The sequence below is a fragment of the Pedobacter sp. L105 genome, assembly GCF_009765875.1.
In the GTDB taxonomy this organism is placed as follows: domain Bacteria; phylum Bacteroidota; class Bacteroidia; order Sphingobacteriales; family Sphingobacteriaceae; genus Pedobacter.
Genome location: NZ_LMUP01000004.1, coordinates 1261426 through 1281479, shown reverse-complemented (window position 1 = coordinate 1281479; position 20054 = coordinate 1261426). Strand labels below are relative to the sequence as shown.

Genomic DNA, 20054 nt, shown 5'->3' with positions numbered 1-20054 from the left:
AACAAATCGGGAGAACTGATATTATTAAAGCATCATCATAAACATTTAAAAATGGATTCAAACAATAACATTGAGGAATTAGCTATAAATACAGTAAGAACATTATCTATTGATGCTGTTCAAAAAGCTAATTCCGGCCACCCGGGTATGCCTATGGGGGCAGCTCCTATGGGACACGTGCTTTACTCTCATTACATGAAATTTAACCCTAAGAACCCTTCCTGGGTAAACAGGGACAGATTTATTTTGTCGGCCGGGCATGGCTGTATGTTACAATACAGTTTATTGCATTTAACAGGTTTTAATGTAACGATGGATGATTTAAAAAGCTTCCGTCAATTAAACAGTAAAACTGCAGGTCACCCTGAATATGGCCTGATTGATGGTGTTGATGTAACTACGGGACCGCTTGGTCAGGGTTTTGCCAATGGTGTTGGTTTTGCTATTGCCCAGAAACATCTGGCAGCAAGATACAACAGACCTGGATATAGCCTTTTCGACTATAAGATTTATGCCATCTGCAGTGATGGTGATATGATGGAGGGCGTAACTTCTGAAGCGGCTTCCCTTGCTGGTCATATGGAACTGGGAAACCTGATCTATTTATATGATGATAACCATATATCTATTGAAGGTGATACTGATATTGCTTTTACTGAAGATGTGGCCAAACGTTTTGAAGCTTATGGCTGGCATGTGCAGACCATCGCTGATGGAAATGATGTCACAGCGATCATCAATGCTGTTCGGAATGCAAAATCAGAAGTAAACAAACCTTCCCTTATTAAAGTCCGTACACAAATTGCTTACGGAAGTCCGAATAAAGCAAATACTGCAGGATCACATGGTTCACCACTAGGTGCAGATGAGATCAAACTGGTTAAAGAATTTTTTGGTTTTGATCCTGAAAAATCATTTTATGTTCCTGCTGAAGTAGACGAATATTATCAGGCTGCAGGAAAAAAAGGAACTGAAGCAAACCAGAAATGGGATGAGCTTTATGCAAAATATAAAGAAGAGTTCCCTGAGCTGGCTGCTGAGTATGAGCAGGCAAAAAGTGGTGAACTTCCTCCAAACTGGAAAGATGCCCTACCTGTTTTTGCGCCTTCAAAAGATAAAATAGCTACGCGTATGGCATCTGGAAAGGTGTTAAATGCAATAGCAGATGTTATTCCTGGATTAATTGGTGGTGCTGCAGATTTAGCCCCATCAACAGAAACTAACCTGAAAAAATATACTTCATTTACACCAGAAGACAGAACAGGCCGTAATTTCCACTTTGGTATTCGTGAGCATGCCATGGGTTCTGCCCTGGTAGGGATGGCATTAACTAAAGGAGTAATTCCTTTTGGGGCAACTTTCCTGATGTTCTCTGAGTATATGCGCCCTCCAATCCGTTTGGCTGCGATCATGAAGATCCGTCCTATTTTTGTATATACGCACGATAGTATCGGATTGGGAGAGGATGGAACAACCCACCAGCCAGTAGAACAGCTGATCTCTCTGCGTTCTATTCCAAATATTACGGTAATCCGTCCTGCTGATGCCAACGAAACTGCACATGCATGGCGTGTAGCGCTGGAACATAAAGATGGACCAGTAGTGCTGGTATTTACAAGACAAGGTTTGCCAGTACTTGATCAGGACAAATATGGTAAAGCAGAAAATCTGGAGAAAGGTGCTTATGTTCTTTCTGATGCTGAAGGTGATGCAGAATTGATACTGATGGCTACAGGTTCTGAAGTCGCGCTGATCATGGATGCCCAGGCTAAATTGAAAGAAGAAGGAATCGCTGCCCGCGTGGTGAGCATGCCTTCATGGGAATTGTTTGAGAAACAGGATGCTGCTTACAAAGAATCAGTATTCCCTAAAGCCATCAGAAAACGTTTGGCTGTAGAAACCGGTTCTCCGCTGGGATGGCATAAATATGTAACTGATGAGGGAGATATTATAGCCATGCACACTTTTGGGGAATCTGCACCTGCTGAGGAACTGTATAAAGTATTTGGATTTACTATTGAAAATGTAGTGAATAAAGCTAAAGCACTATTGGGTAAATAATATTGACCAACGTTAATTAATCATAAAGCCCCTGGTCATACCGGGGGCTTTTTATGTAGAAGGGTTTATTCTGTTCTTGATTTTTTGAAATAAAGATGCCGCGTTTTCATACGGTTTCTCGTCTTTTTCCTGAAAATAACCGCTCAGGGTTTCATATTCCTTTTTGTAAACCTCATTTTCGCTAATGAGGCGTAGGAACTCCTGATTTTCGTCTTCTGAAATCTCATTGGATAATTTTCTGCCAAGCAATTCTGTAAATCGTTGATCAATCATGGAGAGCGTTTTTGCAATTAATATAGAGAGGTACCTTTTTTAAGAGGAATTGCCTACAATATGATTAATATTTGCAATAATGACAAGCGATTGCAACAAAATTATTACTGTTCCTGTATTTTTTTCAATTGGATGCCATAATAACCCTTAAGAATAATCCTCAGCTTGGCTATTGACCTGAATAACTGTGTCTGAACAGTACGTGGTGAAATTTCCAGAATTTCAGCTACTTCTTTGTACTTCATCCCGTTTTCTTTGATCAATCTGAAGATCAACCTGGCCTGCGTAGGAAGTATTTCAATTGCCTGGTCTAATTTATAATGTAGTTCTTTATTGTTTAACTGTTTTTCAGGATCGTTACCGTCGATGAAATGAATCCCCGGAGAAGACTCGATTTCTACTAAGCGCACGTTTGCGTTTTTTTTGATATGCTTTAAGGATTGATTTCTGACAGCGATGAACAAATAAGTTTCTAAGTTCAGAATAATCGTTGCGTTTTTCCTGTTCTCCCAGCAACGGACAAAGACATCAGAAACGATCTCTTCTGCTACTTCTTTTTGCCCAATATAGTACGTACAGAACTTGATAAGACGATTTAGCAGCAAGCTATATAAAACTTCGAAAGCTTTAATGTCGTCGTCTAAACACACGTTAGTCCAGAGGGATGATAAATCAGATTTCGATGTTTTCAAAAATATGTTTGTTTATATAAATGGGTGTGCAAATTAAAGGATAATAATAAGTGTTTTTCAAGTTTTGTTTGTCGCTGTAAAAATATTTTTTTTTCATGTAGGCAATTTCCGCCTGAAAGGGGTCTCTTCCTTGAATAACCAAAATATAATATTTAACAGTCAACACCAATATGAAAAAAACATTACAATTGACATGTTTATTGCTTTATGCCTCTGCACATCTGTTTGGGGCGGCAAAAACAGACCATCCCGTTTCCAATACATCCCCGGCGAAACAACTATTTGCCCAGGATGCGATCAAAGGAACAGTAAAAGACTCTACCGGCACTACCCTTCCAGGGGTATCGGTTCAGGTAAAAGGTACTAAACTTGTTACGCAAACTAACATGACCGGTCAGTTTGGTATTGCTGCAAAAGCAGGAGATATTCTTGTTTTCTCTTATATAGGCTATCAGCAAAAAGAAGTTACTGTAGGCAGTCAGTCTATGATTGAAGTAGTAATGAAATCAACTGAGCAAAATCTGAATACAGTAGTGGTAACTGCATTGGGTATAAAGCGGTCTGAAAAGTCACTGACTTATTCCACTGACCAGGTTTCCAATAAAGACCTGACCACGGTGAAAACAGATAACCTGATGAATTCACTGAATGGAAAAGTTGCCGGTGTAACCATCTCGCCAAGTGCATCAGGTGTGGGTGGTTCTGCAAAAGTAATTTTGCGTGGGAACAGATCGTTCTCAGGTAATAACCAGCCATTGTACGTAATTGACGGTATACCTATTTCTAACGGGTCTAACAGTAATGGTCAGCCAAACAGCACTTACGGTGGAAGTACCAACGTAGATGGCGGTGATGGTATCTCTAACTTAAATCCGGACGACATTGAAAGCATGACCGTACTAAAAGGAGCTTCTGCTTCTGCATTGTATGGTAGTGATGCTGCCAATGGTGTGATCGTGATCACCACAAAAAAAGGTAAGGCAGGAAAAACTACGATTAACTTTTCTTCTTCTGTTCAGGCAGACAATGTTTCCTACAAACCGAAATTCCAAAATGACTACGGACAAACCTCTGCAGGTGCACAGGATAGCTGGGGCGCTAAAATTACAGGCCCTGCTCAGGACAACTTAAATTCCTTCTATCAGACAGGTTATAACTTTACCAATTCGATTAATTTATCAGGAGGTAATGATGTTGCCCAGACTTATGTTTCTTATGCCAATACCAGTGCCACTGGAATAGAGCCGGGTAACAAACTGGAAAGGAATAACTTCAACATGCGTGAAACTGCAAAGTTTCTGAATAATAAATTAACAGTGGACGGAAACGTAAACTATATTGCGCAGAAAATAGACAATACACCTGGTTTAGGGCTTTATTTTAACCCGCTTACCGGATTATACCTTTTCCCAAGAGGAAACAACATCTCACCTTATAAAAACCAGTATGAATTAGCAGACCAGACAGGTTATGCCAGACAAAACTGGTTTATCAATCAGGATGTGCAACAAAATCCATGGTGGATCACCAATAGGAATCTAAATTTTGCCAACCGTAACCGTATATTATTAAACGGTAGTATAAAATATGATTTTACCAGCTGGTTTAACATTCAGGCGAGGGGCAATTTAGACCGCAGTCAGGATAGTTATGAGCAGGACTTATACTCAGGTACCAACTCTGTTCTGTCTAAAGCAAACGGTTCATTTATTTTGAACAACCAAACCGTAGAACAAAGATATGGCGATTTTCTTGCTACAGTGACTGTGCCAATGAAAGGTGATTTCAAGTTAGACGGAATAGTGGGTACAAGTTATAAAAGTATAGTTACCACAGGTACTAACCTGGGTTCAGGATTGGGTTTGAATACGCCTAATTTATTCATTGCCCAAAATACCCTGCTAAATTCTGCAGTAAGTAATGCTACAACAATTCCAAGAAATGATAATATAGTAGAGTCGATTTTTGGAAATGTGAATCTGGCTTACAAAGACTGGGCTTTCCTTGCTGTTACAGGAAGAAGAGACTGGTCATCTAACCTGGCCTTTACCCCTACAGATTCTTACTTTTATCCATCAGTTGGGCTTTCTGTACTGTTAAACCAGGCTTTAAAATTACCAGACGTTATCTCTTATGCTAAACTTCGCGGTAGTTATGCTGAAGTAGGTAATACTGTTCCTCAGTATGTAACCAACCCGGTAAACTATACAGATGCAAGTGGTTCGGTGATTTTGAATACCGTAGCTGCATTTCCCACATTGAAACCAGAGCGTACAAAAACCTGGGAAGGTGGTGCCGATTTTAGGTTCTTCCAGAATAAGCTGAGCCTTAGTGCTACAGTTTACAAGTCAAATACCTATAATCAGTTCATTCAGGTTACTCCGTCTGTAGCTACAGGCTCTTCTCTGGGTTATGTAAATGCCGGTAACGTTCAGAATACAGGATTTGAATTGTCACTGGGATATGAAATCATTAAAACTTCTAAATTCTCATGGAATACCAATTTAAACAGTTCAAGAAATAAAAACACTGTAATTGACGTAGACTCTAAAGACAATATCGATCAGTTCATCTTAACTCCAAGTGGAAATAACTCTTTTGAGTCAATCATCAGCAAAGGTGGTTCGTTTGGAGATATTTACGGAGTAACCCTGCAGCATGATGCTCAGGGCCGTGTGATTATTGGTTCAAATGGTGCGCCTCTAACCAATCCAGGATTTAATTATGTAGGAAATCCAAATCCTAAATTCCAATTGGGCTGGGGCAATAGTTTCACGTATAACAATTTCACCCTGAGCTTCCTTGTTGACGGTAAATTTGGCGGACAGGTAATGTCTATCACGCAATCAATGATGGATCAATATGGTGTTTCAGAAGAAACAGGTGCTGCACGTAATGCGGGAGGCGTAAGTGTCAATGGTGTAGATGTTAACGGAAATCCAGTGAGCTCCGTTAATGCTCAAACATGGTATACTGCCGTTGGTGGTAGAGCTGGTGTTTCTGGTCAATATATCTATAGTGCAACTGTAGTACGTTTGCGTGAAGCTTCCTTAGGTTATACTTTCCCTGTCAAAAACAGTGCGGTTAAAAGCTTCAGGGTATCTGCTACAGGACGTAACCTGATCTATTTCTATAAAAAAGCTCCTTACGATCCTGAGTTAACGATGTCATCAGGAAACGGACTTGCTGGTGTGGATGTATTTAATCAGCCTTCTACACGCTCTTATGGCCTTAACCTTAACGTCACTTTCTAATACCTTATTAATTTTCAAACACATGAATACAAATCATAAATTAATAAACAGCAAAAGCCTGACTAAAAGTGGTCGTGGTTATACGGCTGTTATATGTGCCGTCCTGTTACTTACAGTAGCAGGCTGTACCAAAAACTTTGAGAAGAATAATACCGATGGTACCGGGATTCCACTTTCTCAGGTATCTATTCCTACTTTATTCCCGCCTTTACAATCCGCTATTTTCCATGATTATCAAACCGCGCAAAATTTAAGTGCTGATGGCTTCGCTGGATATATGATGTCGCCAACTCCATTTAAAGCTGCTTATGATTTAAACTACGGATTGGTTGATGACTGGGATAAAAATGGTTTTAATGATGCTTATACCCTTGTAATGGGACCCCTGATCAGAATTGCAGCATCTGGTTTGAAAAAAACTGCTCCTGATCTTTGGGCAGTAGGACTGATCACAAAAGTTGAAGCAATGCACCGCGTTACTGATAAATTTGGCCCTATCCCCTACAGTCAGGTAGGTAAATCTTTAACAACAACTCCCTACGACAGTCAGCAAGCTGTGTATACACAATTTTTTGCCGAGCTGGATACAGCAGTAACCAGCCTGCAAAGTTATGTAGCAGCGAATCCTGGTAAAATGCCTTATAGCACTTATGACAGGATCTATGCTGGTGATTATACCAAATGGATCAAGTTTGCCAATTCATTGCGTTTACGTTTGGCGATGCATATTGTAAAGGCAGATCCTGCCACTGCAAAAATTCAGGGAGAAAAAGCACTGAACCCGGCTAATGGCGGTGTGCTGACTACTGTTTCTGATGATGCGGCTATCGCTGTTGCTCCGGGTTCTGAAAATGATTATTACCTGTTGTCCAACGATTATGGCGATTGTCGCTTAAATGCAGCTATTGCTACCTATATGACTGGTTATAATGATCCAAGGTTGCCATCTTATGCTTCACCTGCTACAGATGCTCTTTTCCCAGGTCAGTATATCGGTATCCGTATCGGTTCTGCAATTAAAGCTAAAACTGATTATATCACTTATGCAAATATCAACATCAGCAAAACCTTTTTACTGGCTACACCTCCTGAGCAGATCATGACTGCTGCTGAAGTATGGTTCTTAAAAGCAGAAGCCAGTTTAAGAGGATGGGCAAATTCTGGTGATGCCAAAAGTGATTATGAAACAGGTGTACAAACCTCTATGCAGCAGTGGGGAGTTGACGGAACTGCTTACCTGAATGATGCTACCAGCACACAGGCAGCGTATGTAGATCCAAAAAATTCAGCTAATAATTCTCCGGCAGTGTCTACGATCACCATTAAATGGGATGCTGGCGCAAGTCAGGAGCAAATGCTGGAACGTATTCTTACACAAAAATGGTTAGCTGTATTTCCTGAAGGACAGGAAGCCTGGACTGAATTTCGCCGTACAGGTTATCCAAAGCTGTTCCCTGTTGTGGTTAACACCAGTAATGGTGCTATTGATACACAGACTCAGATCCGTAGGCTGGCTTATCCATCAAATGAATATAACACCAACGGTGGTGAAGTATCAAAGGCTGTTCAGTTACTTGGAGGAAAAGACAATGGTGGTACCCGCGTATGGTGGGACATCGCCAAAAGCAATTTCTAATTTAACCTAAATACATCTTATACAAGATTTTTTCGTTCTTTAGAGACGAAAGAATCTTGTATTTTTATTTTATAACAAATTTTAATGAGCAGGAAAACAGCTTACCTGACCCTTATTTGCGGTGTCATTTTCAGTACGGCGTCAGTCGCACAAACAAATTTAACTCAATATGTTGATCCCATTATAGGTTCTTCCGGTCACGGACACGTATTTGTAGGCGCCAATGTACCCTTCGGTGCCGTACAGCTTGGGCCAATCAATGTTTTTGAAGGCTGGGACTGGTGCAGCGGTTATCATTATTCCAGTAATACCATCGTTGGGTTTACCCATACCCATCTGAGCGGAACAGGTATAGGAGATTTAAACGATGTTTTAATTATGCCGGCTACCGGTACCTTACACCTAAATAAAGGGACAAAAGAAGATACAGAGAATGGATACCTGTCTACTTTTTCTCATGACCATGAAGTAACGAAAGCCGGATATTACAGTGTGGTATTGGATAAGTACCATATCAAAGCAGAACTTACAGCTACTGAAAGGGTGGGGTTTCATCGTTACACTTTTGCGCCAAACCAAGATAAGCCTCATGTGATGCTTGATCTGGGTGATGGCATAGGCTGGGACAGACCGGTAGATACCTATATCAAACAAGTAGATCCAACAACTTTGGTGGGCTACCGTTATTCTGCCGGCTGGGCAAAGGATCAGCGTTTGTATTTTGCCATTAAATTATCGCAACCCATTGATCATCTGGTGCTTTATGACAGTACTGTTGTAGTACCAGGTGTTGCCGGAAAAGCCGTAAGGATGAAAGCTGTGCTGAATTTTAAATCGATTAATAAAAATGTGCTGCAGCTGAAAGTTGGTATTTCACCGGTAAGTTATGAAAATGCCCTTGCTAATATCACAGCGGAAGCACCTGGCTGGAGTTTCGATGAGATCGTAGCACAGTCCACTTCCAAATGGAATAAAGAATTATCAAAAATTCAGATCAAAGGCAGTGACGATGTAAAAAAAGTTTTTTACACCGCGATGTACCACACCATGATTGCCCCATCAATCTATAATGATGCCAATGGCGATTACCTGGGAACCGATAAAAAAGTATACCATCAGCCAGGATTCAATAACTATACAACCTTTTCTTTGTGGGATACCTATCGTGCTTTCCATCCCTTGTATACGATCCTGCATCCTGATAAGGTATCTGATATTGTCAATACGTTTCTGGCTATTTACAAACAACAGGGACTTTTGCCGGTATGGCATTTAATGGGTAATGAAACAAATACCATGATTGGCTACCACGCTGTACCAATTATTGTAGATGCCTATTTAAAAGGCTTCAGAAATTATGATACAGCTCTTGCTTATGAAGCGATAAAGAAATCTGCCATGCAGCAAACAGACGGTATAGAGTATATTCAGCAATTGAAATATATTCCTGCTGATAAAGTAGGTGAAGCCGTAGCTAAAGGTCTGGAATACGCTATTGATGATTATTGTATTGCCCAGATGGCTAAAGCGATGCATAAAATGGACGATTACGCTTACTTTAGTAAAAGAGCTGAGTTGTATAGTAACTACTTTGACCCAAGGGTGCAATTCATGCGCGGTAAATTAGCAGACGGTAGTTTCCGTACACCTTTTGATCCCATCGCTTCTGTACACCGTAAGGATGATTATACAGAAGGAAATGGCTGGCAATATACCTGGCTGGTTCCGCAGGATCCTGAAGGCTTAATTCAGTTATTTGGCGGCGAGGCCGGATTTACCAAAAAGCTGGATTCTTTGTTTACGATGAAAGCAGTAAAAGAGGCAGGCAGTTCACCTGATATCAGTGGCCTGGTTGGTCAGTATGCACAGGGTAATGAGCCCGATCACCATACGCCCTATTTATATGCCTATGCTGGTCAGCCATGGAAAACAGCCCGCGTAATTCGAAGTATTACAGATTCATTGTATACTTCTAAACCTGATGGGTTGTGCGGTAATGAAGACCTAGGCCAAATGTCATCCTGGTATGTGTTCTCTGCCATGGGATTTTATCCTGTTAACCCTGCAAATGGAAATTATGTCATCGGTTCCCCTCAGGTGGATGATGCCGTAATTCATGTTTCAGCAACAAAAACCTTTGAAATTAAAGCTGAAGGGAACAGCAAGACAAATATTTATATCCAGCGGGCAGAGTTAAATGGAAAAACTTATCCTTTTTCCTATTTAAAACATACAGATATCATAGCGGGAGGGAAACTCACCTTGTTTATGGGTGACCAGCCTTCAGCTACCTGGGGAGTTAAAATGGAAGATCGTCCTAAGTCTGATGCCCTAAGGTAAAAGGTCATCCCTATTCTATAAAAAAATCGGTATGTTATATTTCGGCTGAAACCTTTGCTCGCTGCGCTTGCAAAATTTCTAGGCCGAAATATAACATACCGATTTTTTTACAGGGTTTCCTTGGGATTATTCTAACCCCACCATGCGATTAACATCATCAAGGCCAACCTGCTATAAGCACTATGCAATGGATAACCTCCAAAAAAAAGCAAGTGCTAAATCATTGCCTCGAAATTTTGCAAGCGTAGCGGGCAAAGGTTTCAGCAATGATTTAGCACTTGCTTTTTTTCAGCGAAGCCAGATTTATCTTTTATCGGCTATTCCAGACTAATCAGTCATCTATTTAGTCAAGTTTAACCAAATGAGCTTCGATCTGTTTACGCTGCGACTCATACTGGGCAGGAAGTTTTAAGCTTTTACCCAATTCTTCCAGAGGTTCGTCAACTGTAAATCCTGGATTGTCTGTAGCGATTTCAAACAATACACCTCCTGGTTCCCTGAAATATAAAGAATGGAAATAATTACGGTCAATTTGCGGTGTAATATTTAATCCCATTTTGGCAATTTTCTCCCGGAAAGCCATTTGTATTTCATCATTTTCCACTCTAAAAGCAATATGATGTATGGTACCACCCGCATTATTAGCTCTTTTTTCTGAAGGTAACTCTAATAAATCGATCACATTTGCATGGGCAATGGCATCAGTACTGTAACGGTAACGGTTGCCTTCCTGGGCTACCAATTTATAATCGAATATATCAGTAAGTATTTTAGCAGTAGCAGTAATACTGTTCAGGGTTAAAGTGGTATTGTAAAATCCCAAAGTTGCTACGTCTGCCTTTACTTCATCAGTCTCGTAAGGTTTCCTGATATCGGTTTCTTTAGCTTCAAATAATTCAAGTGTTAAGCCATCAGGATCAGTGAAGGAGAGATATTTTTCTCCAAAACGTTCAGCAGGCTGATCATAAGGTACATGATAAGTTTCAAAGCGTTTCATCCAGAAATCAAAACTTCCTTTAGGGACTGCATAACCTATTTCTGTCGCCATGCCAGCACCTTTACTGCCTTTTTGTATATTTCCCCATGGGAAGAAAGTTAAGATCGTACCGGCACTGCCTTGTTCGTCGCCAAAGTAAAAATGGTATGTGCCCGGGTCATCAAAATTTACAGTTCTTTTTATAAATCTAAGTCCCAATACTTTAGTGTAAAAATCGAAATTGCGTTTTGCATCACCAGCGATAGCTGTAATATGGTGAATGCCTAATATTCTATTTTCCATAATTAATTTTTTTGATACCTCAAATATCGGCTATATTAAAAGCTGCGACGTTGAGGTGTGATAAGAAATAGAGGGTCCTGCAGAAAAAATGCTGATAAAAATCTTTGGTTAAGGCAACCTTTTCTTGTTTCTGTTCGTGATAAGCAACAGCAAGCAAGCAATTATAAATGGTCCCTGTATCGATTGTTATTATCACGAAAAATGAAGCTGAAGGTATAGCCGACTGTTTAAAGATGGCTGTACTGATCAGTGATGATATCGTTATTGTTGACAATGACAGTACGGATGAAACATTAGCTATTGCACTGGCACATGGGTGCAGGGTATATCAGGATTGCTGGAAAGGATATGGCGCCAATAAAAATGCAGGTATTGAGCAGGCCAAATACGATTGGATATTAAGCATTGATGCAGATGAGGTTCCTGATCTGGACTTGATCCGTTCCCTGCACAACTTAAAACTGAATGATATTTCATCGGTATATGATATCAAATTCAGGTTATACTTTGGAAAAAAACCTGTGCGCTTTGGTTACTGGGGCAGAAAACATCATGTGCGTTTGTTTAACCGTAAGCTGGTAAAGTGGTCTGAACAGCAAAAAGTACATGAAAATTTAATCTTTCCGCAGGGGGTAAAGAAGAAAAAAATTGAGGGTTGTCTGCATCACTACTCTGTTAAAGATGTTCATGAGTGCAGGAGTAAGGCTGTGTTTTATGCTAAACTAAGTGCCGAAGAATATCTTCAGCGGGGAAAAGAAGCCAACTTTATTAATTTATTTATCTCTCCGGCCTTTAGTTTTTTTATGGGTTACATCCTGCTCCTTGGATTTTTGGATGGGAAGGAAGGATGGATTGTCTCTAAAACCATATTCATGAATAAATGGCTGAAATATCATCATCTGAACAGAAAGAAACAGGGACGAAGGAAGAGCCCTTTGCTGGAATTGACCTCAAGTTGAATATGAATTGAATGGGCAAAAAACTGTCGGGCAATCTTTCCATCAATGCACTTCAATTGGTGTTAAACCAGATCCTCGGGCTGGGTATATTTTATGTGTTGTCTTATGGGTTGAGCAAAAGTGATTTCGGACAACTGAACCTGGCACTGGCAATTCTTCTGGCTGCGTTTAATGTGCTGTCGCTGGGAATCGACCAACTGATTATAAAGAAAATAGCCTCAGGAGCTGCTGTTGAAGATACCCTCTCGCTCTATGTTTGCCATGTGCTGATTACCGGGCTTTCATTTTATGGAGTGTTATTAGCCGGTAAGTATTTATTTCCGCAGCTGGAAATTTATAACCTTGTATTGCTGATTGGAATAGGTAAGTTAATGTTATTCTTTTCTACTCCTTTTAAGCAGGTGGCTAATGGGATGGAGCAATTCAATTTATTGGCTTATATGTCTGTAATTTCAAATCTGGTACGCTGTGTAAGCTTATTGATTTTTGGCTTCTTACATCTCCTGTCAGTACAAACGATCATCATTATATTTATAATGGGCGACCTGGCTGAATTACTGGGTGCTGTCTTTTTGTTTAAAAGAGGTACCCATACCCGGGTAAAGATAACGTGGAACAAAAGGGGTTATATACAGCTGCTCCGTGAATCCCTGCCACAAACCGGAGTGGTGGTGATCACTTCTGCACTGGCACGGTTTGACTGGATCTTTATTGGCTTTATCCTGTCTGCTGTTAAACTGGCTGAATATAGTTTTGCCTATAAAATCTTTGAAATAGCTACTTTCCCTATGCTGGCTATTGCCCCTTTGCTGATACCGCTTTTTACAAAAATGTTTCAGCAGAAAGATATTGCCGCGGAAAAGCTAAAGTTCTTAATCAGGATGGAGCTCATCGTTGCGGCATTTACTGCTTTAATACTCAATATCTGCTGGAGCCCGCTGATAGACAGGGTCACTTCTGGTAAATACGGAATGGTCAATGCAAAAACTATTTTCATTTTGTCGTTATGCATGCCCTTATTGTATATAAACAACTTCTTGTGGACAATCAGCTTTGCACAGGGACGGCTCAAAATGATATTATCTTCCTTTATCATCACCCTTGTGGTCAATGTTGCAGGAGATATCCTATTGATCCCGGGGTATAAAAATGAAGGTGCTGCATTTGCATTTTTATTATCCTGTCTGGCTCAGACTATCTTTTATTGCAGGAAGAATAATATTTCTGAACTCAATAACAGCTGGTATTCCCTATTGGTCTGTACTGGCTGTGCATTACTTAGCGGTCTGGCTGCAAATGCGATCCTTTCAAATATATGGCTGATCCTGATAGCTTCCATTTTTTTTTATCTGTTACTACTGGTTCTTACGGCACAGCTGCGGCTAAGCGACAGGCGGAATTTTCAAAAACTGCTTCATTGGTAAAATAAGAAACATTCAGTACCGATTAAGGCAACCTTTTCTTTCCGCCAACCGTAATCTTAACGATTCATAAAAAAGGGAGGGAATGAATATCAAGGCAATTATTTTAGATTTAAAAGGGTTAAAGAATAAAGTAGACTGGACGCTGCTATTGTTCCTTCTCCTTTTTTTGGATGTAAAATTAGGTGTCAAGATTATTGCAATCCTGTTGATCTATTCGCTGCGGTTTAATTTCCGCTTTGGCTTTAAACTAAAGGATTCCAGGCTACCTCTTTTTTATGTATTGATCGTGCTGATTGGAATAATTGGCTTTCTAATAAACAGGAGTTACGCTGTACCTGATTATGCACTGGTACTTGGTAGTGGAATAGGGTTTTGGTTATTAAGTATCCTGGCTATTCATCAGATTAAATTGGCAGTTGAGCGTAATGATGTAATGGTCATTCACCAGACTATACTATTGTTTTTTTTGATTAACGCAGCTTTCTCTTTTTTAAAGCTGGGTTTGATTATAGTGGAAACACACAGCATTAACCCTTATACTTATCAGGGGAATTTTCAAAAATATTTCCTGGGTACAGGTGATTATATCAAAGGTGTCACATTTGATACATCCACTACCAATGCGGTTTTAAATGCATTTGGAATTGTTTACTTCCTGAGCAGGAATAATGCTGTTATGCTGCTGCTGTGCATGACCGTGCTCTTGCTTACCGGAAGTAATTTTATCAATCTGACCCTGCTTTTTATCCTGGGGTTATTATTCATTTTCAAAAGCACTAAAGATCAAAAGAGCCTCATTGTCTTGTGCCTGGTATTTCTGGTAGTGTTTATGGCCAAGGTATCTCCCCAAAACAATAGTTATGTTATAGAAACGCTCAGGAATGTTTTCCACCAGAAAAAAATAGTTAATGAAGAACAGCAGGGGCCAATCGTGCGCATTACTGAGCGGCCGGATCAATCCCTCAGCCCTGATGAAAAGAAAGAAAAGATTGCAACATTATATATAGACAGTATTTACCGTACCAGTGAAAAAGTCAGGTTAGAAAAAGAAAGGGCACTTCCAAACCTGGCTAAAACCGCATGGATTACAAATGACGGAAGGATTAACGTTCCAAAGGATGATATCAATTCAGCTACTTTTCAAAGTTTAACCAGTACACCTGTAGAGCAGTTGCAATTGGTGCAATTTATTAAAAAGCATCAGGCAGAACTCCCCATTTCTGGAAAGCAGGACCAATGGTTTTCTTTACCCGGAAAAGTTATTAGTCTGCTGCAAACTGTAAATTTCTTTAAACACCATAGCGGTAAGCTGATCGCCGGTGCCGGTATGGGCAATTTTTCGTCAAAACTAGCTTTCAGGGTATCTGGGCTTGGTATTTCCGGAGGTTATCCTGTGAAATATACTTATATCAATCCTGCCTTTCTTGCAAATCACCTGGATCTTTATTTGAATTTCTTTAGCAAGCGTGCAGGTTTACATTCCCTAACGAATAGCCCTTTTTCAGTATATGACCAGCTTTTTGCTGAATATGGATTATTGGGTATGCTGGCTTTTTTTACCGCTTATATATATTTTTTTACCAGACACTGGAAAGTGTTGACTTATGGGTTACCTATACTGATCATCACTATGGGCGTATTGTTCATCGACTACTGGTTTGAACAATTATCCATCCTCATCTTTTTTGAATTATTTCTTTACCTGAACATCAAGGAATCTTCAGTTACAACTATACAGCTATGAAAACCGCTCCAGAAATTACAGTTTTGATGCCTGCTTATAATGCCGGGAAGTATATAGCTGAAGCTATAACGTCTGTACTAAAGCAGTCTTTTCGCAATTTTGAATTGCTGATTGTAAATGATGGATCAACTGATGATACAGTAAAGATCATCGGATCTTTTAACGATCCCAGGATTGTAGTGATCCACCAGGAGAATAAAGGTATCGCTGCTGCCCTGAATTCCGGTCTTGAAAAATCCCGGGCACCCTATATCGCCCGCTTTGATGCCGATGACATCTGCAACCGTGACAGGCTCAAAATACAGTATGATTTTATAACCGCTTATCCTGAATATGATATTATAGGCTCTGCAGCTGATTATTTAGATGTAGAAGGCTGTTACATTTTTACCCAGCACCCTGTGGCCCATCTCAATGAAGAGATTCAGGCCCTGAAATATACGGTATGTCCTTTTATTCATTCCAGTGTGTTTTATAAGAAAGAAGTGATCTTAAGCAATGGCGGTTACAACGAACATGCCTACACTTTTGAAGATCACTTTTTATGGGTAAATATTCTTCAGCATGCAAAAGCATGTAACCTGTCGAAAGCGCTGATTAAAGTAAGGCTAAACCCTGAGTCTATTACTATCGATGAAAAATGGCGTACCCGTAAGTTCCGTAAAATTAAATACAGCACGCTTAAAAATCAACGGATTACAGCAGCAGAAGGGCTTGAGTTACAGGAAATCGGCGAAAGCCAGTATCTCCCAAAGATAAAGGAAGGTGCATATTATGCGCTATGCTGTAAAAAATTCCTGGTGAACAATTATCAGCCCGAAAAAGCCCGCTGGCACGTGACCAAAGCTATAGAACTCCATCCTTTACGCATAGATAATTACCTGTTATACGCGATAAGTTATTTCCCCGAAAATTTCATTAACTGGTTTTATAAATTATGAAAGTAGCCATGATTGCAAGATCTACCTTTTTTTCTGCTCCTGGCGGTGATACTGTTCAGGCAGTACAGACGGCAAGGAACCTGACGGATTTAGGTATAGAGACAGATGTACGTTTGTCTAACGAAACCATTGTGTATGAAGACTATGATCTGCTGCATTTTTTTAATCTCATACGCCCTGCGGATATTCTTTACCATAGCAAAAAGGCAGGAAAACCATTTGTTGTTTCTACGATCTTATGCAATTATAGTGAGTACGATAAATTTCACCGTAAAGGTGCGGGAAAGCTGTTTAGCATTTTACCTGCCGATGGGATCGAGTATTTAAAAACGATGGCACGCTGGCTGCTGAGGAAAGACCATTTATCTGGAAAATCTTATATCTGGAAGGGGCAGCGCAGAAGTATTATCGAAATCCTGAAAGGGGCGGCTATGATCCTGCCCAATTCTGAATCAGAGTACCAGCGGGTAAAAAAAACATATGCAGAAAAGGCGAATTACCTCATCGTACCTAATGGTGTTAACCCGGCTCTCTTTCAATACGACTCCTCGATAAAGAAAGATCTCCGCCTGATCTTATGTGTGGCCAGGATTGAAGGACTTAAAAATCAGCTTAACCTGATCAAGGCATTAAATAACACTCCTTACAAGTTGTTAATTATAGGGTCGCACTCCCCCAATCAGGCTGCTTATTACCGCCAGTGCCGTGAAATTGCATCCGAGAATGTCAGTTTTATCGATCATATCTCACAGGAAGCCCTGGTGAAATATTACCAGAAAGCAAAAGTACATATCCTGCCCAGCTGGTTTGAAACCACCGGATTGAGTTCAATTGAAGGAGCACTGATGGGTTGCAATATCGTGATCACGGATAAAGGCGATGCCAAAGAATATTTTGGTGACGATGCCTTTTATTGTGACCCCGGAGAACCTGAAAATATTCTTGCTGCGATAGAAAAAGCTATTGCTGCGGATATCAATGAAGGGCTGCGGCAAAAGATACTGGAAAAATATACCTGGCAGCATGCGGCATTACAAACACAAAAATCTTATCAATTAGCGATCAATCAATGAAATTAAGAATAGCAATACTAGGCACCCGTGGAATTCCTAATTATTACGGTGGATTCGAACATATTTCTGAATATGTTTCTGAGGGATTAGTTAAAAGAGGACATTCGGTAACGGTATACAACTCACATAATCATCCTTATACCAAAAGCAGCTGGAATGGAGTGGAGATCAGGCATTGTTATGATCCTGAATACCTGATCGGTACAGCAGGGCAATTTGTGTATGACCTGAACTGCCTGCTGGATGCCAGGAAAAGAAAATATGATGTGATCCTGCTAATGGGTTATACCAGCAGTTCTGTATGGGGTAAATTGTATCCGCAGAACAGTGCCATTATTACCAATATGGACGGACTGGAATGGAAAAGATCCAAATATTCTAAACCTGTACAGGCTTTCCTGAAGTATGCAGAAAAATTAGCTGTGAAACATAGCCAGTATTACGTGGCTGATTCCATGGTGATCCAGTCTTACCTGAAAGATAAATATAAAATTGACAGCAAATATATTCCTTATGGGGCCGACCTGTTTTCTGAGAATGAAAGGGAGCAGTTCACCAAATCAGAAATCTTAAAAGAAGATTACTTTCTGCTGATGGCCAGAATGGAACCGGAAAATAATATTGAAACGATTTTAGAAGGTTTTAACCAGAGTACTTCGGAAAGAAAATTCAAGGTGCTGGGCGATACCGGTAACCGCTTTGGAAAATACATTACGCATAAATTTAAAAATGACGACCGCATCCAGTTTAAGGGATCAATTTTCGATAATGCTAAAGTGAGGTCTCTACAGAATAATTCTTATTTGTATTTCCACGGGCATAGTGTTGGAGGTACTAACCCATCATTGTTGGAAGCAATGGCCAGTGAAGCTTTAATAGCGGCCCATAACAATCCTTTTAACAAGTCCGTATTACACACAGATGCCTTTTATTTTAACAATGCCAATGAGGTGAAAAACATCGTTGAAACAGTAAAGCGGATGGAAACTGAAAAAAACATGGTGAACAACAACCTGTATAAAATTAAGAACCAGTTTAACTGGGAAACCATTGTTGATCAGTATGAAGAATTTGTGCTGGAGTGTTTCTATAATTTCAATTATGAGAGAGTTATTCTTTATCAGGGATAACCTGGCCAACAAAATCAGTTATTACCATGTGCTGCTGTTCATGGCTAGTTTGCCTTTTGACCGGTTTTATAGCCATCTGATTTTAATCAGCCTGATTGTACATACGCTGATCCATTTTAAAAGGGAAGCTGTTCAACCTGTTTTTAATTTACGCATGCTGATGCCGGTTTCGGTTTTACTGATCACTATAGGCAGTACAATTTATAGCATAAACCGGGCAGACGCCTATAACGAATGGAGCAAACAAATTACTGTTTTGCTGTTCCCTTTGGTGTTTTGTGTAAACCCGCTTGATCTCAGGAAATGCAGGGCATCGTTATTACTTGCTTTTTCGCTCGTCTGCACAGCAACTGTAACCTATCTTTACCTGGATGCCATCTGGTCGGTCAGGTATTATGGGCTTCCCGTTTCATCGTTGTTCTCCTATGCCTTTACCAATCATAATTTCGCATCGCCTATTGATATGCATGCTACCTACCTTTCCATGCAGCTAGCCATAGCGCTGATCTATCTATTCTCTGTATTGATTAAAGAACGGGGCTTTTATGACAGGTTATTCTACCTGGCTTGTATAGGCATACTTTCGGCCGGATTGGTTCAGCTTGGGGCTAAATCAGTTTGTTTTTGTGTGCTGCTGATTGTTATTACTGCTGTTCCCTGGTTTTTACTGAAGGGGTCGGCACGCTGGAAATTTATGCTGATCACAGCTTCCATTTCCTTGTTATCTTTGTTGCTTGTTGTAAAGCAGCGGACGTTTAGAGAACGTTATATCAATGACCTGCGCTTAGATTTATCCACAACCTCAACAGGACTGGTAGAAGACCCACGAGTGGCCAGGTGGTATGCTGCCGGTGAACTGGTGGCCAGATCTCCGCTAATCGGGTATGGAGCTGGTTCAGAAATCGCCCTGCTGCGCCCGCTTTTCTTTGATAAAAAATTCTACAACTCCTATTTGCACCGGTTAAATGCGCATAATCAATACCTGAGTTTTCTGATCAAATCGGGCGTCATAGGACTACTTGCCTACATGGTTACGCTGATCGCTGGATTCAGACTGGCATTGCGCAGAAAGGACCTGCTCTTTTTTCTGTTCTTGGTATTGGTCACTTTTGTTTCTATATCCGAAAACATACTGGATGTAGATAAAGGTATTTTATTCTACGCCTTCTTCTTCTCCTTTTTTGTATATGCTACGGAGCGGTCATCGGAAATTGTTGAAATTTAATTTAACGAAAAATTTAATGATCT

The 20054-nt window shown here is 40.2% G+C and carries 14 protein-coding genes; 11 read left to right on the top strand and 3 right to left on the bottom strand.

What is annotated here, in order from left to right:
• The first annotated feature begins 51 nt into the window (after positions 1–51).
• Positions 52–2061 (top strand): transketolase, encoded by a 2010-nt coding sequence (tkt, locus tag GSQ84_RS10715; RefSeq protein ID WP_158797204.1) that lies wholly within the window; start codon positions 52–54, stop codon positions 2059–2061.
• Between the two features lie 51 nt (positions 2062–2112).
• Here tkt and GSQ84_RS10710 read toward each other — a convergent pair whose 3' ends face one another.
• Both GSQ84_RS10710 and GSQ84_RS10705 read right to left on the bottom strand, forming a co-directional pair.
• Positions 2113–2334, bottom strand: coding sequence for a hypothetical protein (locus GSQ84_RS10710; protein WP_158797203.1), 222 nt, complete (start codon positions 2332–2334; stop codon positions 2113–2115).
• Between the two features lie 104 nt (positions 2335–2438).
• On the bottom strand, positions 2439–3026 hold the full coding sequence (locus tag GSQ84_RS10705) for an RNA polymerase sigma-70 factor (protein WP_158797202.1): 588 nt from the start codon (positions 3024–3026) through the stop codon (positions 2439–2441).
• 170 nt (positions 3027–3196) lie between these two features.
• Here GSQ84_RS10705 and GSQ84_RS10700 point away from each other — a divergent pair, with 170 nt between their 5' ends.
• From GSQ84_RS10700 to GSQ84_RS10690, 3 genes are all read left to right on the top strand, one after another.
• Positions 3197–6280, top strand: a complete 3084-nt coding sequence (locus tag GSQ84_RS10700) for a SusC/RagA family TonB-linked outer membrane protein (RefSeq protein ID WP_158797201.1) — start codon at positions 3197–3199, stop codon at positions 6278–6280.
• 22 nt (positions 6281–6302) lie between these two features.
• The gene (locus tag GSQ84_RS10695; protein ID WP_158797200.1) at positions 6303–7916 is read left to right on the top strand and encodes a SusD/RagB family nutrient-binding outer membrane lipoprotein; all 1614 of its coding nucleotides are present in this window, start codon (positions 6303–6305) and stop codon (positions 7914–7916) included.
• Positions 7917–8000: 84 nt separating this feature from the next.
• Positions 8001–10256, top strand: a complete 2256-nt coding sequence (locus GSQ84_RS10690) for a GH92 family glycosyl hydrolase (protein WP_158797199.1) — start codon at positions 8001–8003, stop codon at positions 10254–10256.
• A 343-nt stretch (positions 10257–10599) separates the two neighbouring features.
• On the opposite strand, the gene GSQ84_RS10685 is transcribed toward GSQ84_RS10690, so the two are convergent.
• On the bottom strand, positions 10600–11535 hold the full coding sequence (locus tag GSQ84_RS10685; protein WP_158797198.1) for a ring-cleaving dioxygenase: 936 nt from the start codon (positions 11533–11535) through the stop codon (positions 10600–10602).
• A gap of 167 nt (positions 11536–11702) precedes the next feature.
• Here GSQ84_RS10685 and GSQ84_RS10680 point away from each other — a divergent pair, with 167 nt between their 5' ends.
• The 7 genes from GSQ84_RS10680 (at position 11703) to GSQ84_RS10650 (ending at position 20031) form a co-directional block, all read left to right on the top strand.
• Positions 11703–12494 carry a glycosyltransferase family 2 protein gene (locus GSQ84_RS10680; protein ID WP_158797197.1) on the top strand — a complete coding sequence of 264 codons (792 nt, stop codon included), beginning with the start codon at positions 11703–11705 and terminating at the stop codon, positions 12492–12494.
• 11 nt (positions 12495–12505) lie between these two features.
• Entirely contained in the window at positions 12506–13918 is a 1413-nt protein-coding gene (locus tag GSQ84_RS10675) for an oligosaccharide flippase family protein (RefSeq protein ID WP_158797196.1), read from the top strand.
• Positions 13919–14000: 82 nt separating this feature from the next.
• Positions 14001–15662: a hypothetical protein gene (locus tag GSQ84_RS10670; protein WP_158797195.1), complete on the top strand. Its 1662-nt coding sequence runs from the start codon at positions 14001–14003 to the stop codon at positions 15660–15662.
• Positions 15659–16603 (top strand): glycosyltransferase family 2 protein, encoded by a 945-nt coding sequence (locus GSQ84_RS10665; RefSeq protein WP_158797194.1) that lies wholly within the window; start codon positions 15659–15661, stop codon positions 16601–16603. Before GSQ84_RS10670 ends, GSQ84_RS10665 begins: the two co-directional genes overlap by 4 nt.
• A complete protein-coding gene (locus GSQ84_RS10660) occupies positions 16600–17676 on the top strand; it encodes a glycosyltransferase family 4 protein (RefSeq protein WP_158797193.1) in 1077 nt (358 codons plus the stop codon). Before GSQ84_RS10665 ends, GSQ84_RS10660 begins: the two co-directional genes overlap by 4 nt.
• Complete coding sequence (locus GSQ84_RS10655; protein WP_158797192.1) at positions 17673–18806, top strand: DUF1972 domain-containing protein; 1134 nt, start codon at positions 17673–17675, stop codon at positions 18804–18806. Before GSQ84_RS10660 ends, GSQ84_RS10655 begins: the two co-directional genes overlap by 4 nt.
• Entirely contained in the window at positions 18778–20031 is a 1254-nt protein-coding gene (locus tag GSQ84_RS10650) for an O-antigen ligase (protein WP_158797191.1), read from the top strand. The genes GSQ84_RS10655 and GSQ84_RS10650 overlap by 29 nt, the downstream gene beginning before the upstream one ends.
• Positions 20032–20054: the final 23 nt, after the last annotated feature.